Source organism: Acidovorax sp. HMWF029, assembly GCF_003060895.1.
Taxonomy (GTDB): Bacteria; Pseudomonadota; Gammaproteobacteria; order Burkholderiales; family Burkholderiaceae_C; genus Acidovorax.
Map to the genome: position 1 here is coordinate 1 of NZ_QAIH01000169.1, position 15,376 is coordinate 15,376.

General features: G+C 65.0%; 16 protein-coding genes. 10 read left to right on the top strand and 6 right to left on the bottom strand.

All coding sequences use genetic code 11. The features are described from left to right. Positions 1-46: 46 nt before the first annotated feature. The 6 genes from DBR12_RS11780 to erpA all read left to right on the top strand — a co-directional run bounded on the left by DBR12_RS11780 (position 47) and on the right by erpA (position 4,913). Positions 47-2,002 carry a serine/threonine-protein kinase gene (locus DBR12_RS11780; RefSeq protein WP_108617414.1) on the top strand — a complete coding sequence of 652 codons (1,956 nt, stop codon included), beginning with the start codon at positions 47-49 and terminating at the stop codon, positions 2,000-2,002. A 202-nt stretch (positions 2,003-2,204) separates the two neighbouring features. Then, a complete protein-coding gene (gene rplM / locus DBR12_RS11785) occupies positions 2,205-2,636 on the top strand; it encodes a 50S ribosomal protein L13 (RefSeq protein ID WP_026437700.1) in 432 nt (143 codons plus the stop codon). A gap of 11 nt (positions 2,637-2,647) precedes the next feature. Continuing rightward, positions 2,648-3,040: a 30S ribosomal protein S9 gene (rpsI, locus tag DBR12_RS11790; RefSeq protein WP_011804080.1), complete on the top strand. Its 393-nt coding sequence runs from the start codon at positions 2,648-2,650 to the stop codon at positions 3,038-3,040. A gap of 155 nt (positions 3,041-3,195) precedes the next feature. After that, complete coding sequence (locus tag DBR12_RS11795; RefSeq protein ID WP_108617415.1) at positions 3,196-3,906, top strand: DUF6776 family protein; 711 nt, start codon at positions 3,196-3,198, stop codon at positions 3,904-3,906. 183 nt (positions 3,907-4,089) lie between these two features. Then, positions 4,090-4,488 (top strand): polymer-forming cytoskeletal protein, encoded by a 399-nt coding sequence (locus DBR12_RS11800; protein ID WP_108617416.1) that lies wholly within the window; start codon positions 4,090-4,092, stop codon positions 4,486-4,488. A 59-nt stretch (positions 4,489-4,547) separates the two neighbouring features. Further along, positions 4,548-4,913: an iron-sulfur cluster insertion protein ErpA gene (erpA, locus tag DBR12_RS11805; RefSeq protein ID WP_056414289.1), complete on the top strand. Its 366-nt coding sequence runs from the start codon at positions 4,548-4,550 to the stop codon at positions 4,911-4,913. A 100-nt stretch (positions 4,914-5,013) separates the two neighbouring features. Here erpA and DBR12_RS11810 read toward each other — a convergent pair whose 3' ends face one another. Then, positions 5,014-6,144 (bottom strand): anhydro-N-acetylmuramic acid kinase, encoded by a 1,131-nt coding sequence (locus DBR12_RS11810; RefSeq protein ID WP_255575916.1) that lies wholly within the window; start codon positions 6,142-6,144, stop codon positions 5,014-5,016. Positions 6,145-6,322: 178 nt separating this feature from the next. Then, a complete protein-coding gene (locus DBR12_RS11815; RefSeq protein ID WP_108617417.1) occupies positions 6,323-7,684 on the bottom strand; it encodes a M23 family metallopeptidase in 1,362 nt (453 codons plus the stop codon). 205 nt (positions 7,685-7,889) lie between these two features. Here DBR12_RS11815 and tyrS point away from each other — a divergent pair, with 205 nt between their 5' ends. Next, positions 7,890-9,122, top strand: a complete 1,233-nt coding sequence (gene tyrS / locus DBR12_RS11820) for a tyrosine--tRNA ligase (protein WP_108617418.1) — start codon at positions 7,890-7,892, stop codon at positions 9,120-9,122. A gap of 104 nt (positions 9,123-9,226) precedes the next feature. Here tyrS and DBR12_RS11825 read toward each other — a convergent pair whose 3' ends face one another. Then, entirely contained in the window at positions 9,227-10,228 is a 1,002-nt protein-coding gene (locus tag DBR12_RS11825) for a LysR substrate-binding domain-containing protein (RefSeq protein ID WP_108617419.1), read from the bottom strand. A gap of 137 nt (positions 10,229-10,365) precedes the next feature. Between DBR12_RS11825 and DBR12_RS11830 the strand changes: the two genes are divergently transcribed. After that, the gene (locus tag DBR12_RS11830) at positions 10,366-10,941 is read left to right on the top strand and encodes a DUF2917 domain-containing protein (RefSeq protein ID WP_108617420.1); all 576 of its coding nucleotides are present in this window, start codon (positions 10,366-10,368) and stop codon (positions 10,939-10,941) included. 105 nt (positions 10,942-11,046) lie between these two features. Beyond that, complete coding sequence (locus tag DBR12_RS11835; RefSeq protein WP_108617421.1) at positions 11,047-11,439, top strand: DUF2917 domain-containing protein; 393 nt, start codon at positions 11,047-11,049, stop codon at positions 11,437-11,439. Between the two features lie 145 nt (positions 11,440-11,584). On the opposite strand, the gene DBR12_RS22800 is transcribed toward DBR12_RS11835, so the two are convergent. From DBR12_RS22800 to DBR12_RS11850, 3 genes are all read right to left on the bottom strand, one after another. After that, positions 11,585-11,899 carry a hypothetical protein gene (locus DBR12_RS22800; RefSeq protein ID WP_233244408.1) on the bottom strand — a complete coding sequence of 105 codons (315 nt, stop codon included), beginning with the start codon at positions 11,897-11,899 and terminating at the stop codon, positions 11,585-11,587. 569 nt (positions 11,900-12,468) lie between these two features. Then, on the bottom strand, positions 12,469-12,954 hold the full coding sequence (locus DBR12_RS11845) for a hypothetical protein (protein ID WP_108617422.1): 486 nt from the start codon (positions 12,952-12,954) through the stop codon (positions 12,469-12,471). A gap of 44 nt (positions 12,955-12,998) precedes the next feature. Continuing rightward, a complete protein-coding gene (locus DBR12_RS11850) occupies positions 12,999-14,915 on the bottom strand; it encodes an IPTL-CTERM sorting domain-containing protein (protein WP_158274994.1) in 1,917 nt (638 codons plus the stop codon). Between the two features lie 233 nt (positions 14,916-15,148). Between DBR12_RS11850 and DBR12_RS11855 the strand changes: the two genes are divergently transcribed. Continuing rightward, positions 15,149-15,376 (top strand): hypothetical protein (locus DBR12_RS11855; RefSeq protein ID WP_146185522.1); only part of this gene is annotated, 228 nt, incomplete at its 3' end.

Sequence of the window (15,376 nt, forward strand, 5' to 3'; positions counted from 1 at the left end):
CCCTTGAACCGTCTTCGACACCGCCAGCAAGCCACGTCCTTTGACCATGACCGAAAGCCTTCGCCAAGCCCCCGCCACTGGAGTCAGCCATGTCGATGCGCTGCCCCCTGGTACCCGGCTGGCCGAATTCGAGATCCTGGCACTCCTGGGGGTGGGGGGGTTTGGCATGGTCTACAAGGCGTTCGACCATTCCCTGCACCGGGCGGTGGCGATCAAGGAGTACATGCCATCGGCCCTGGCCGGGCGTTCCGAAGGGCAGTCGCTGTGGGTGCGGTCCTCCTCCGACCAGCAGACCTTCCACGCGGGCCTGGCCTCGTTTGTGGGCGAAGCCCGCCTGCTGGCCCAGTTTGACCACCCGTCGCTTGTCAAGGTGTTCCGTTTCTGGGAGGCCAACAACACTGCCTACATGGTGATGCCGCTCTACAGTGGCATGACCTTCAAGCAGGCGCGTGCGCAGATGCGCACGCCCCCGCCTGAGGCCTGGCTGCGCAAGCTTCTTTGGTCGGTGCTCGATGCCCTGCGGGTGCTGCACGACGGAAATACGCTGCACCGCGATATTTCGCCTGACAACATCTTCTTGCAGGACAACGGTCCGCCCGTGCTTCTTGACCTGGGTGCGGCACGGCATGCGATCAACGACCAGGACCGCAAGCACACTGCCGTACTCAAGGTGAATTACGCACCGATCGAGCAGTATTCCGACGGCGACGAAGAGCTGCGTCAGGGGCCGTGGAGCGACCTGTATTCGTTGGCGGCTGTGATGCATGGCTGCCTGGCCAACGATACCCCGCTGCCCGCCACGCTGCGTTCCATCCGCGACCGCATGGTGTCGTTCTCGCGCATCGCACGGACTGTCAAGCGCCAGTTCGGGGTCGAGTATTCGGCGCCTTTTGTGGCCGCAATTGCCCAGGCGCTGGCTTTGCGGCCCGAGGACCGGCCGCAAAGCATCGACGCGTTTCTCCAGGCCATGGAGATGACGTCGCCGCCAGACGATGTCCTGCATTTTGATTTCCGTGCCGAGCTGGGCGACATCTGGGTCGAGCCTGCCGACCAGCCCGGCCCCGGCTTGCTGACGCCCACGGTGGACGTGACCTCGGCGCCGCGCATCGTGGCTGAGATGCAGGCCCAGGCGAAACGTGCGGAGGCCTCAGAAATGGCCGCTACCGTGGTGGCAGGCAGCGGCTTGGGTCGACCGGCGACGGACCCGGGCGCTGACACCGTCATGCTTGGAGGTCCCGACACCGTGTTTGCCGAGCCAGGAGACACGGTGCTCATCGATGCTGTTGACACCGTGGCTTCCGATGATTCGCGGTATGAGGGCGTAGATCATCATCGTCGGCATGGGGCCGAACCGCGTGCCTTGCCTCTGGAGCGGGACATCGTGCGCGCCGCAGGCAAATCTGCCAGACCCAAGCGGCGATCGCCCCTGATTGCGGGGCTGGTGGTGGCTGCGCTGGTGGTGGTGGCCTCTGCTGCCGGACTGCGGTGGATGCAGGGCAAAAAGGTGCACAACGACGACATCATTACCGAGATGGCTGAGCCGCCCGCACAGCCTGCGGTGCCTGCATCGGCTGAGGCCGTTCTCACTCAAACAGCGTCCGTTGCAATGGAAGGGGCCTCCAGCCCAGCGGGCTTGGTGGCACCAGTTGCTGCTGCGGCGGCATCTGCTGCGTCCCCGGCCTCCGCAGCGGCATCGGCGTCCCGTGTGGTGCCCCGCGCTAACAAGCGTACCGTGCAGGAGCCCGTGCCAACGCCCGTCGTGGTGCGCGAGGAGCCGGAGCCGCCACCCCCACCTGTGGTGGCCGAGCCCAAACCCAAGCCAGCGCCACCTGCGCGCATCCCCTCGCCGCAGGAGGCCTGTGCCGACGCCAATTTCCTGGCACGCCCCATGTGCATCCACCAGGAATGCCAGAAACCGTCGCAGGCTGGGCAGCCCATCTGCGTGGAAAACCGTCGCCGGTACGAGGCAGAGGAGCAGCGCCGTCGCCAGACGCCCAATTGACGCAGGCGCAGGGTTATTGGCCTGCTACTGGGCTTGTCTGGACATTACGCTTGCGTCCGCCTGGGGCAAATTCGTATAATGGAGGGCTTCGCAGCGCTTTTGTGGTCCCGCGGCGAAGATCAAGTGCCACCTAAGAGGCTTCCGAAAGAGGAGCACCGACCGTGGAAAAGGACCCGCCAAACCCTCTTTTGTAGAGAAACTCATGACTACCACTTTCAGCGCAAAGCCCGCTGAGGTCGTGCACGAGTGGTTTGTGATTGACGCGACCGACAAGGTCCTCGGACGAGTAGCCAGCGAAGTTGCTCTCCGTTTGCGCGGCAAACACAAGGCCATTTACACGCCTCACGTCGATACTGGTGACTTCATCGTCATCATCAACGCAGCCAAGCTCAAGGTCACCGGCACCAAGTCCCTGGACAAGGTGTACTATCGTCACTCGGGTTATCCCGGCGGTATCACGGCCACGAACTTCCGCGACCTGCAAGCCAAGCACCCCGGCCGCGCGCTGGAAAAGGCTGTCAAGGGCATGCTGCCCAAGGGCCCCCTTGGTTACGCAATGATCAAGAAACTCAAGGTGTACGGTGGTGCAGAGCATCCCCACACCGCCCAGCAGCCCAAGGCTCTGGAAATCTAAGGAGCCTTGAGATGATTGGTGAATGGAACAATGGCACCGGCCGTCGCAAGTCCAGCGTCGCCCGCGTGTTTCTGAAGAAGGGTTCCGGCAAGATCACTGTGAATGGCAAAGACATTCAGCAGTATTTCGGCCGCGAAACCTCGATCATGATTGCCAAGCAACCGCTGGCGTTGACCAACCATGTCGAAACCTTCGACATCCAGATCAACGTGCACGGTGGCGGTGAATCCGGCCAGGCTGGCGCTGCCCGCCACGGTATCACCCGCGCCCTGATCGACTACGACGCGACGCTGAAGCCCGCACTGAGCCAAGCCGGCTTCGTGACCCGCGACGCACGTGAAGTCGAGCGTAAGAAGGTCGGTCTGCACTCCGCACGCCGCGCCAAGCAGTTCTCCAAGCGTTAAACCTTGGCCCTGCCCGGATGCCGCCCTGTGCGGCATCTGCTGCAAAGCATCCCTGGGGTGCTTTACAGAGAAAAACCGCCCTTGGGCGGTTTTTTCGTTTATGGTGCGCTCTTTTCTTTTTGGGTGCGTATGTCCAAGACACGCCTGTTGACCCTATGCGCTTTCGCCTATTGCGCCGTCGGCTGACCATCAGCGCGCCCCGGGTGGCCATCCGCAGTGCTTTGCCTTGGCCTTTTCGCTGGCTGGCGTTGGCGGTGGTGCTGGGCTTTTGTGCGGCGGTGGCGCTGTGGGCGTTCGAGTTTGGCAAATCCATTGCCGGGCTGGACACCGTTTCGCGTGACGAACTTCACCAGATGAAGGCCGAAATCATGCGCCTGCGCGACGAGGGGCAGGAGCGGCAAACCGTGGCGTTGACCGCCGAGAGTCTGCTCGCCACTGAACGCGCCGCCAAGGAACGTTTGATGGCCCAGGTGCGCCAACTGGAGGCCGACAACCGGACGCTGCGCGAAGACTTGGGGTTTTTCGAAAAACTGATTCCGGCGGCTAAAACTGATGGCCTGGTGATCCGCGCCTTGCAGGCCGAGGTGCTGGGCGGGATGCAGCTGCGCTGGCAGGTGCTGGTCATTCAGTCCGCCCGCAATGCGCCCGAGTTCAATGGCCGTCTGGAGCTGGTGCTGACGGGCACCCAGGAGGGCAAACCCTGGACCCAGACGCTGCCAGCCCAAGGGCAGCCTTTGCAAGTCAAGCAATACCGCCGCATGGAGGGCGTCCTCGATCTACCCCCCCATGCCGTGGTAAAAACCGTGACCGCGCGCGTGCTGGACGGCTCCGCAGTCCGGACTACGCAGACGATGGCCATCGAGTAAGAGGCATGGGGTGGCCACTTCTAGTGGCGACCACGTTGCGGCCAGTGCGTCCCGCCGCGCTCCCCGCTCCGGGTGCTCCAGTGCCTTTGTGCAGAGTGCATGGGGTGGAGCGAGCAGCGTCGTTTATCTGTTTCATCCGCATGTGGGTCGTTTGGCCTGCTCGCTTTTTCAGGAGTCCTGCCCATGTTTTCACGTAAGAAGCAGCCGCCCATCAAAAGCCTGGTCGCGCAGGGTACGAAAATCGAAGGCAATGTGTTGTTTGCAGAGGGCATGCGCATTGATGGTGAAGTGGTGGGCGACATACGAGCTGGGGCGGAGCAGCCCAGCATCCTCGTGATTTCGGAAACCGCGCGAGTCGAAGGTGCCGTGCATGCCGACCATGTGATCATCAATGGCCAGGTGCTGGGTCCCGTGCATGCGGGCGAGCTGCTGGAGCTGCAGCCCAAAGCGCAGATCAGCGGAAACGTGCATTACAGGGCGCTGGAGATGCACCAGGGTGCTGTGATTGCCGGGCAGCTGGTCCCGATGGCTGTGCTGGTCGAAGAAAAGCCCCCACTGAAGTTGGCGTCAAACAATCTGTGACCTGAATTCCCGAGCGGTTTGCAGTAGTATTCACCCAAATACCGAACCCGGAGTACCCCATGAGTGCCGTTGCCGACAACATCCAGACCGAAATGCCCGCCCCCATCCTCTTCACCGACAGTGCTGCGGCCAAGGTGGCAGACCTGATCGCCGAAGAAGGCAATCCTGACCTGAAACTGCGCGTGTTTGTGCAGGGTGGCGGTTGTTCCGGCTTCCAGTACGGATTCACCTTCGACGAAATCACCAATGAAGACGACACCACCATGACCAAGAATGGCGTGTCGCTGTTGATCGATGCGATGAGCTATCAGTACTTGGTGGGTGCCGAGATCGACTACAAGGAAGACCTGCAGGGTGCCCAGTTTGTGATCAAGAACCCGAACGCCACCACCACCTGCGGGTGTGGCTCCAGCTTCTCGGCCTGATGGGCCCTGGGGCCGGGTCGCAAGGCCGCTGCCTCGGATGCACCAAAGATAAAAACCGCCCTCGGGCGGTTTTTTCATGGGCGCAAGGAATCTGCAGTACTCAGGCTGGGTACACCGCCCCAAGGACGCGGGTGCCTGCTGCGCCGGTCACGCTGGGCAGGTTGCCGGGGGCCTGGTGCAGTGCTTGGCGCGCCAGCCAGGCAAAGGCGGCGGCTTCGACCTGCAGCGCGGGCAGCCCCAGGGCATCGGTAGTCATGACCTGCAGCGAGGGACACAGGGCTTGCAGGCGGCGCATCAGCTGGGTGTTGAGGGCGCCCCCTCCACACACAGCCAGGATTTTGCTATCCATTTTGTAGCTATCAGCACATGCTGAGCAGGCGGTGGCAGTGAATTCTGTCAATGTAGCCTGCACATCGACAGGCTCGGCATGCCCGAAGCGCTCCAGGTGGGTGGCCAGCCAGGGGGGGTTGAACAGGTCGCGCCCCGTGCTCTTGGGGGGGGCCTTGTGCAGAAAAGGCTCCTGCATCAGCGATGCCAGCAGGCCGGGCAGCACCTGCCCGGTGGCGGCCCAGGCGCCACCCCTGTCGAAGGCTTGTCCGGTGTGCAGCTGGCACCAGTGGTCCATCAGCGCATTGCCGGGCCCGCAATCAAACCCCAGCACGCTGCCGTCCGCTCCGAGCACGCTGAGGTTGGAGATGCCGCCGATGTTCAGCACCAATACCGTCTCGTCAGGCCGCCCGAAGATGCCCTGGTGGAAGGCGGGCACCAGCGGCGCGCCCTGGCCACCGGCTGCCACGTCGCGGCTGCGCAGGTCGGCCACTACGGTGATGCCTGTCCGCTCGGCCAGCAGGGCGGGGCTGAGCAGTTGCAGGGTGTAGCCCGTGCCGTCGAATTCCTGGGGGCGGTGGCGCACGGTCTGCCCGTGTGCGCCGATGGCTCGGATGGCGCTGGCAGGTAGGCCGCTGCACTGTACAAGTGCATGCACGACGTCCCCATAGGCGCGCGACAGCGCGTTGCCTGCGAGTGCCGCACGGTGCAACTCGTTGTCACCGGGGGTGTTGAGGGCCAGCAGTTCAGCGCGCAATGCGGGTGTAAAGGGGGCGCTTGTGTGGTGGGTGACCCGCATGCGCGGGCCGGAGAAGTCGGCCAGCACCCCGTCGATGCCGTCGAGCGATGTGCCCGACATCAGGCCGATGTACAGCTCGGATGCGCTCACAGCAGCTGTGCGCAATGTGAAAGTGTGGGCCTTAAAGCCCCGCGTTCAGCAGCGCCATGTGCGTTGCAACCGGCGCGGCCAGGGTCAGCGGCCGCCGCGCAAGGGCCGCCGCGCCGCGTATGCGGCGCTTCGCTTGTGTGCGAAGGCGGCGTTCCCCTTCGGGGGGAAGGCACGCAGCGACTCGGGGGAGGGGTCACTCTGCGCTGGCTTGCTCGATGAGCGCAGCGGCGTTCAGCTGGACGCGCATGTTGGCTGCCAGGCGGTCGAAAGCGGGGCGCCCAGCAGCCGACACCGGCGCAGCGGCTTCACTCTGGGCCACGATGGTCATGGGGTCCTGGTGCACGCCGTTGACGCGGAACTCAAAGTGCAGGTGCGGGCCGGTGGCCCAGCCAGTGGCGCCTACGGCACCCAGGGTCTGGCCCTGCTCGACGGATTGGCCCTGGCGCACGTCGATGCGGCTCAGGTGGGCATAGACGGTCACATGCTGGTTGCGGTGCTTGACGAATACGACGTTGCCGTAGCCGTTCTGCACGCCCGAAAACTCCACGACGCCATCGCCCACAGTGCGCACGGCGGTACCCGTGGGGGCGGCGAAGTCGGTGCCGAGGTGGGCGCGCCAGGTCTTCAGGATGGGGTGCAGGCGCATCTTGAACCCGCTGGTCACGCGCGAGAACTCGACTGGCGAAGCCAGATAAGCGCGGCGCATGCTTTCGCCATTGAGCGTGTAATAGGCGCCCTTGGTGGCGCCGGGCTCCTGGAACCACACCGCCTGGTGGGTTTTGCCGTTGTTGACGAACTCGGCGCTCAGTACGCGGCCACTGGACAGGGGCTCGCCATCGGCTTCCAGGGTTTCATAAACCACCGAGAAGCGGTCACCCTTGCGCAGCGAGCGGCGGAAATCGATGTTGCCCGAAAACAGCTCGGCCACCTGCACTGCCACGGCGTCGGGGATGTTGGATGCGTCAGTGGCGGCAAACAGTGAACTCTGGATGATGCCCCCGGAAAGACGGCTGCTGCTCGTCATCTTGGCGGTTTCGATGCGCGTGGCGAACTTGTTGTCGCCCTTGCGCTCGACGATCAGGCGGCGGAAGTTGCCGCTGTCGTCCGGCACCCAGCGCACCGTCAGGCGCACCAGGCGGTGGTCGTCGGTGGTTTCTGCCGAGACGCTGCGGCCGGTGCGGCCCAGCACGTTTTGGCGCACGGTGGTATCGCCACGCATGAAGGCGGCGGCAGCTGGGTCGGCCACGCCCAGGCGCTGCAGCAGGGATTCGGGGGTGTCGCTGGAGCGCACCTGCTCGGAGCGGAACAGCGAGAAGCCCGGGGCGTCCAGTTCGCCCAGCACGAGGTTTTCGGCCAGCGATTCAACGGGGTAGCTCACCATGCGCACGGGCAATTCCGCCGGATCGGGCGCGAAGGACGCCACAGCGAAGGCGCCGCCACCACCCGTCAACAGGATGGCTGCAACGGCTGCAGTGATGCGTTTGGGGTGTTGTTGGATCGTGCGGGACAGCCGGTCAAGCAAAGCCGTGCTGGCGGTGTTCAAGCCGTGAATCAATGGTCTATCCCCAGGGTGAGCGTGAATCCGTGACACTTCCCCGGCGTCGGCGCGGGGCAAGGCATGGAGCACAGACTGTCAGGCTGCAGCCATTCAGCAGAATGGCCAAAAACAAGTCGAAACAGCGGTCCCACTAGAATCCGCCTCAAGCAATGTGGGCTGGAGTATAGCGGCGCATGCTGTTCAGACATCCCAAAAAACCCTTATGAATCAATCTGCTGTTACAACAACCCCGGTCTCTGATGGTGTAAGACAAGCCCTCGAAATCTCTCTGCGCGGCGTGCAAGAGCTGCTGCCGCAGGACGAATGGGTCAAGAAGCTGGCGCGCTCGGAGGCCACCGGCCAGCCGCTGCGCATCAAACTCGGGCTCGATCCCACGGCTCCCGATATCCACATCGGCCATACGGTGGTGCTGAACAAGATGCGGCAGCTGCAAGATCTGGGCCATCAGGTGATTTTCCTGATCGGGGATTTCACCAGCCTGATCGGCGACCCCTCGGGCCGCAACAGCACCCGCCCGCCGCTCACGCCCGAGCAGATCAAGGTGAACGCCGAGACCTACTACAAGCAGGCCAGCATGGTCCTGGACCCCGCCAAAACCGAGATCCGCTACAACAGCGAGTGGAGCGAACCCCTGGGCGCGAGCGGAATGATCCAGCTGGCCTCGCGCTACACCGTGGCACGCATGATGGAGCGTGACGACTTCCACAAGCGCTTCCACTCCGGCCAGTCCATTGCGGTGCATGAATTTCTGTACCCACTGATGCAGGGCTACGACTCGGTGGCGCTCAAGAGCGACCTGGAACTGGGCGGCACCGACCAGAAATTCAACCTGCTCATGGGCCGCCATCTGCAGCAGGAATATGGTCAGGAGCCGCAGTGTGTGCTCACCATGCCGCTGCTGGTGGGCCTGGACGGTGTGGACAAGATGTCCAAGTCCAAGAACAACTACATCGGCATCACCGAAGAGGCGAACACCATGTTCGCCAAGGTGCTGTCGATCAGCGACACGCTGATGTGGGACTGGTTCACCCTGCTGTCCTTCAAGAGCCTGGCCGAGATCGCCGCGCTCAAGGCCGAGGTGGCGGGCGGGCGCAACCCCAAGGACGCCAAGGTGATGCTGGCCAAGGAGATCACCACGCGCTTTCACAGCGCTGCAGCGGCCGACGCAGCCGAGCAGGACTTCACCAACCGCAGCAAGGGTGGCGTGCCGGACGAGATCCCCGAGGTGAGTCTGTCGGGCGCCCCGCTGGGCATCGGGGCGCTGCTCAAGCAGGCCAACCTGGCGCCGTCTGGCAGTGAGGCCAACCGCCTGATCGACGGTGGCGGCGTGCGGGTGGATGGCAGCGTGGTCAGCGATAAGGGCCTGAAGCTGGCCGCTGGCACCTACGTGGTGCAGGTGGGCAAGCGCAAGTTTGCCCGGGTCACGTTGTCCTGATTTTTGGGGTCAAATTGACCCTCTCCGCCTGCTGGATAAGCAAAGGTTGCTATTAAAAATGAAGCAAAAGCGCCGCGCCTGTACAGGTCGGCGCTTTTTTCTTCTCAGGCTCCGTCCAGGTTGTCGTTCAAATCTGGGTCCGGCACATCGCCAATCGCCTGGCGGGTGGCCTCGGCCTGTACTTGCAGCCAGGCACAAAACGCCTTGATCTCGGGCCGGTGCACGCTGCGCGGCCCCACCATCAGCCAATAGGACAGTGGCGAGTCGATGCGGTGGCCGGGCAGCACCTCCACCAGGTCGCCCGAAGCCAGGGCATCGGCGATCAGCGGCATGCGGGCAAGTGCCAGGCCCTGGCCCGCCAGCGCGGCCTGCACGATCTGGTGGGCGTAGTTGAAGTACAGCCAGCGTTGCGGCTGCAGTTTGGTCAGGTCGCGCGTATCGAACCAGCGGCGCCAGCTCAGATACTCCAGATAGTGCGTGCGGTGGGCGTCGCCCGCCTCGATCAAGGTGAACTGCGCTACATCGGCGGGGGTGCGCAGCGGCGTGCCGCTCTTGAGCAGCCAGGGGCTGGCCACAACGGCCAGTTGTTCGCCAAACAGGCGGATGCCACCCTGCGTGGCCCCGGCGGGCATGGCATAGCGCAATGCCAGGTCCACGTCAGAGGTTTCCAGATCGACCTGCACATCGCTTGCATCAATGCGGATGTCGATGCCCGGGTTGTCGCGCTGGAACTCCTCCATGCGCGGGATCAGCCACATCGACGCAAAGCTGGCCCAGGTGGTGATCGCCACACTGCGGCGCCCGGCTGTCTGGCGCACCAGGCGCACGGCGGCGTCCATGCGCTCCAGCGCCGGGCCCACCGCGCGCTGCAGCTGCGCGCCCGCGCTGGTCAGCTCCACTGCGCGCGTGTGGCGCAGGAACAGCGCCACACCCACCTCTTCCTCCAGCGCCTGGATCTGGCGGCTCACGGCCGACTGGGTGAGCGCCAGCTCGTCTGCGGCGGCGCGGAAGTTCAGGTGCCGCGCCACAGCCAGAAAGGCGCGCCAGTGGCCGGTGGCCACGGGGCGGGTGCGCAGGACGGCAAGGGAGTATTCGGAAGAGGCCATGGTGGGGCTCCCGGAGGGAATTGATTCATGCGTTGATGGAATGAATAGCGTACCGCGTTTTCATTGGACTGTGTGTGGCGCAAGAATCACTATTCATGCTCCGAAACACCTGTTTTATCCACCCTAAGGAGCCTGTCATGTCCCCCCGCAACGTTCTGGAATCGCAACAATCCGTGCAAGCCGCCTTGGCTGGCCGTTCTGCGGCCGGTTGCTGGAAACTGACCCCTGGCCGTGCCCTGTCGCTGCACCCGCGCGAGCGCGGCGTGCTCGAGATTGCCCAGGGTCGCGTTTGGCTCACGCTGAGCGGGGCGTTGCCCAGCCACCAGCCCGCCGACCTGCCTGCGGATTGGGTCCCTGGCGTGGTCGACCACCTGCTGCAACCCGGTGACTGCCTCGACATCGCGGCGGGTCAGCATGTGGTGATGGAGTCCTGGAGCCCTGCGGGATTGCCGGGTGAGGACGTGGCCTTCCACTGGCATGGTGCCGCAGCCACGGGGCCTGCGCAGGGCCAGCGTGCCCTGCGGCCCGCTGCCGAGTGGGAGTGTGGCGTGGTCCTGCCCCTGCGCGACCTCTTGCAGGCGCTGGCGCAAGGCGGACGCGCCGTGGGCCTGGCGGGGGCTCAGGCACTGGGCGCCGGGGGGCGCCTGGTGCTGGGATTTGCTCGTTTCGCTCTCATTCGGATAGCGGCACAGCGTGAGAGCAAGCACGCTTGAGCGCGACATGCAAGAAGAGCATCAATCGACGCATTCCTTTTCATTGGACGCAGGCGCTAGCACAGCGCACCATAGAGTTAATCAAGGGTAAACCCGGGGATATACATGACCATCTCGCAGACTTTCAAGATCCTTTCCACCGCTGCCACGGCCGCTGCTGCCTCAGGTGCCAGCACCTTGCTGCCAGGCAAGGCCCTCAGCCTCACGCCCCGCGCGCCTATGGCTCTGCGCATCGCCGAAGGCCAAGCCTGGGTCACGCTGGATGCGGGCCCCTACGGCACGGGCGCAGAAGCCGGTGACGTGTTCCTGCACGCCGGCCAGACCCTGTGGGTGGCCGCTGGCCAACACGCCGTGGTTGAGCCCATGGGCCACCAGCGCCTGCAGTACCGCTTCACACGCACGCCGGTGGACGTGGCCAGCACCGCCACCCCCTGGTGGCGCCGCGCGGCGTTCGGCAGCCCGTCGGTGGCGGTGGCCAGCGACGCCTGCTGCGCCTGAGGCGTTGCGAGGCAGGGGGCCTACCCACGACAGGTTGTGGGCCCGGGCCGCTTCTTCCCGAAAGGCGGCGGTGCTCGGACGGCCCCACGCCAAAGCTGCAAACCCCGGTGGCTATCGCAGACCCACCGCTATCTAGTGGTGCAGTTCAGCGCAAGAGCGAGAAGCAGACGCTGAGGTTTTCGCCCGAATTGATGTTGGTCCCCACATCCACGGTCACCTGCAGATCAATGACGGTGCCGCGTGTGACGGTGGCCGCCATGTTACGGCCCGAACTGCTGCGAATGTCCAGCAAAACGGTGGAGTCCAGGCCCCCAGGTGGCTGGTCGAAAAAAATCAAGTAGGACCGCGTCTGTCCTCCGCCGTACGCCGGGTTCACGCTATAGCCATTGCCGCTGATCAGCGTGGCTGGCGCCAGGGTGTTGGAGAGCGGGTCTGCCACTGAAAAGCAGCCATGGCGCATGACGGAAACGCCTGCCACGGCGCCCTGTGGCCCTGCCGGGCCTGTGGCTCCTGCGGCTCCTGTGGCTCCTGTGGCTCCTGTGGCTCCTGTGGCTCCTGTGGCTCCTGTGGGGCCAGCCGGGCCCGTAGCACCTGTTGCCCCAGCCGGGCCGGTGGCACCTGTGGGACCTGTCGCTCCGGTCGCTCCGGTCGCTCCGGTCGCTCCGGTCGGTCCTGCTGGCCCAGCAGATCCTGCAGCTCCAGTATCGCCCTTATCGCCCTTATCTCCTTTGTCACCTTTCGGCCCCACAGATGCCAGTGGGTCACAGCGGCCCAGGGTGCCCGTGGCGTCGTGGCACACCATGGTGGTGCCGGTGGCGGGGGTTGCGGGCAGACTGGGCAAGCGCACATCGCCTGTAGGCAGAACCTGCAGTGCGGGCGTTCCGGGCGCTGAGTGGATGACTACGCGACTCCCGGCGGCGGGCGTGAGGGTCATGTCGGCTGCGCCAGCGTGTGCGGCCATGATGGCGAGCCAAAGGACTAGAGAGCGGGATGTTTGTCGATCCATGGGGTCTGAAGGTTTTGGTGAGGTCAGTGTGGTGCAGGCTTTTTGCGCCGTCTGTTTGCCAGTGCGAGCACGGCGGGCGTGAGCAAAGCCAGTGTCCAAGGGCTTAGCGCGGGCACTGGAACGGGCGCAACTGCGCCGCCGCCCAACGGGATGGGGCCGGCAGGGCCAGCCAGAAGGCAGCCAGGGCTCGCGGTGCGCAGCACCTGGCCGCCGCTGACGTTGACGGGACTGGCCAGCGTCCACTGCCCAGCCAGTTCTACCCGCCCTCCGCTCAGGGTCAGCGAAGCCCCGGCCGACGCAGAGACATCGCGCGCAGCCACGAGCGCACCGTTTGCGCCCAATGTCAACGAGCCACCATTGACCGCAACGTCCGCGCAACCAAGGGATACAGTGCCGCCGCCCAGGTCGGCGGCAGAACCGGGGGGCAGGGCCCAGTCGGCCTTGGAGGGCGTGGCAGCGGCAAGTAGCAAGGCGGCAACGGCGCTCACTGGCAAGAGGGTTTTGTGCATGGGACGGGGGGGGCAATGGCGTATTCCGTACGCGCAAGCAGCTCTTATTTCTGTATTGATTTGCGCAGTCGGCGCGAGGCCGCGCCCGCTGCGATCAGCGACATCAGCACCAGTGCCCAGGGGCCGAGTGCGGGAATCGCCTGCGCGCCCGTGGGGGCGGCTGCCAGCAGGGCGGGCAAACCTGGGTCTGTGATCTGACCGTTGGCGGCACCGTCGCTGTCTCCGGCGCCGCCATCGGTCAGGGTGAAGGTCACACTCAGGCCGTCGGGTGCAAACACCGCGCCTGGCAGTGCATACCAGTGCGGCAGCGCGCAGGCCGCAGCGCCGGTGCAGCCCAGGCCCTCAGGGCTGGCGCCGTGCTTCAGGTAGACGGTTCCTGGCTGCACCGGCTGGGTGTAGCGCACGGTGACGCTGGCGCTGGCGCCGGGTGTGCCGCCAGCCAGGGTGAGCGCGAGCGGGGTAAAGTCTGTGCGAGTGCCCACAGGCAGAGGGGCAGGGAGATTGGAGCCGAAGGCTGCAGACTGGACCTGCCAGCCGCCCGAGCCCCCCACCTGCACGCTGCCTTTGCCCGTGCCTACATTGGCCCACGGTGCGCTGCACAGGCCCGAGTCGCTGCCGCCGTTGGCGCCCGCACAGGTCCAGGTGTAGCTCCCGGCAGCCGATTGCACCGGGCTGGCAGGGCCTGCGCTGCAAAAGTCGGCGGCAGGGGGGGTAATGCTGGGGCGACCGGTCGCAGCGCCACAGGCGCCGTTCACCGATTGGACGAAGCCGAAGCCCGTGTGCTGCGCTGTGCCGTGCGGCGTGATGACCTCCACGGTGGCTAGGCCCGCAGCATGGGCTGGGGTGGTGGCGGTGATCTGTGTGGCGTTGTCTACCGTGAATCGGGTGGCTGCCACTCCCCCGAATGTGACCGCCGTTGTCCCGCTCAAGGCATGGCCGGTCAACCTGACTTGATCGCCTCCATTGCTGCCCGCGCTGGCCGGGTTGGCTTGGGTGATGAACGGCAGCAGCGACGGCGCCGTGCATTGTGGCGAGGTGGCGCCGCCATAAAGGCCTGCACAGGTCCACTGATAGGCCGTCCGGTCGCCGGGCGGCAGCAGCACATTGCTGGCTTGGCCTGTGCTGCACAGGTTGGCCGTGGGGGCTGCGGATGTTGGCTGGCCCTGGGCGCTGCCGCAGGCCCCATCCACGGGGGCGACGAAGGTAAAGCCTGCGTCCAGCGTGGCGGTGCCATCGGGCGTGGTGACCTCGATGGCCACCGGGCCCACCGCATGGGCGGGAGAGACTGCGGTGATGCGGGTGTCGCTGTCTACCCTGAAGCTGGCCGCAGGTGTGCCACCAAAGGTCACGGCCGTGGCACCCGAAAGCCGGGCGCCTTCGATGGTCACAGTGAGCCCCCCATTGAACAGGCCCGTTGAGGGGCTGGCGCTGCTGGCCATGGGCAAGAGCGTGCCCTGCAACTGCATCACCCAGGACTGGGTGAAACACCGCCACCCCATGTAGTCGCGGCAGAGGTGCCCCCCAGTGCTGCTGCGATTGACTTGCCGATAGCCCCTGCCAGCCGGTCCGTTGGGGTCTGCAAAGATCACCCAGACTTGGCTTGATGCCCGAGCCGTGTAGCTGCCGGTGAATGTGGTGGGCCCCGGTGACGGCGCCATGGCTGTGGCGGTAAATGGCTGGCAGTCGTTAGCTGGGGCCCCATCGCCGGGGGCGCTGCCGCAGACCTCCATGGTGAAGGGCGTATCGGGGTTGTGGGCGTTCACCATGTCCAGCGCCACGCTGGTGATACGGGCCGGGGCCGGGCCTACCGGCACCCGGTTGGCCCAGCGCATAGGCACCTGCACCGTGTAGCCGACGTTGTCACCCGTGCCCAGGTTGTCAAAAAGCACTTCAGCGCGTGCGGTGCAGGCGCTGGCAAGGGCTGCGAGCAACAGGATGCGCAGCCTGAAAAATGAAACCATGTTTCTCGGAGAAGGGCCTCGGCGCCTTGCCATAAAGCGCGAGAGGCTATTGTTTTTGAGGGCGTCGGTGTTTGCGCCAGATGTATCTGTGGAATCGTCGGGCAGATCGCCCGTGCGGCTTGACTGGGCATTTGCCCATTTCTTGATTGAGCGTCTCATGTGCTCGCCAGTCGCCAGTCGCCAGTCGCCAGTCGCCAGTCGCCAGTTGGCAGTTGGCAGTTGGCAGTTGGCAGTTGGCAGTTGGCGTGGTGCGCGGGGCATCGCTGGAGGAACGGACTGCGGCGAAAGCGCTGGGCGCCAAGCGCAATGTCACCACACTGGCTTACCACGACACCACCGGCAGCAACGCCGCCACTGGCCTGGGCTACGACCCCGCAGGCAACCTCAAGGGCTACCAGCAAATCAGTGATGGCTCCGCCGCCACCACCCGCTACCAGTACGCCGCACAAAACGGCAGCTAC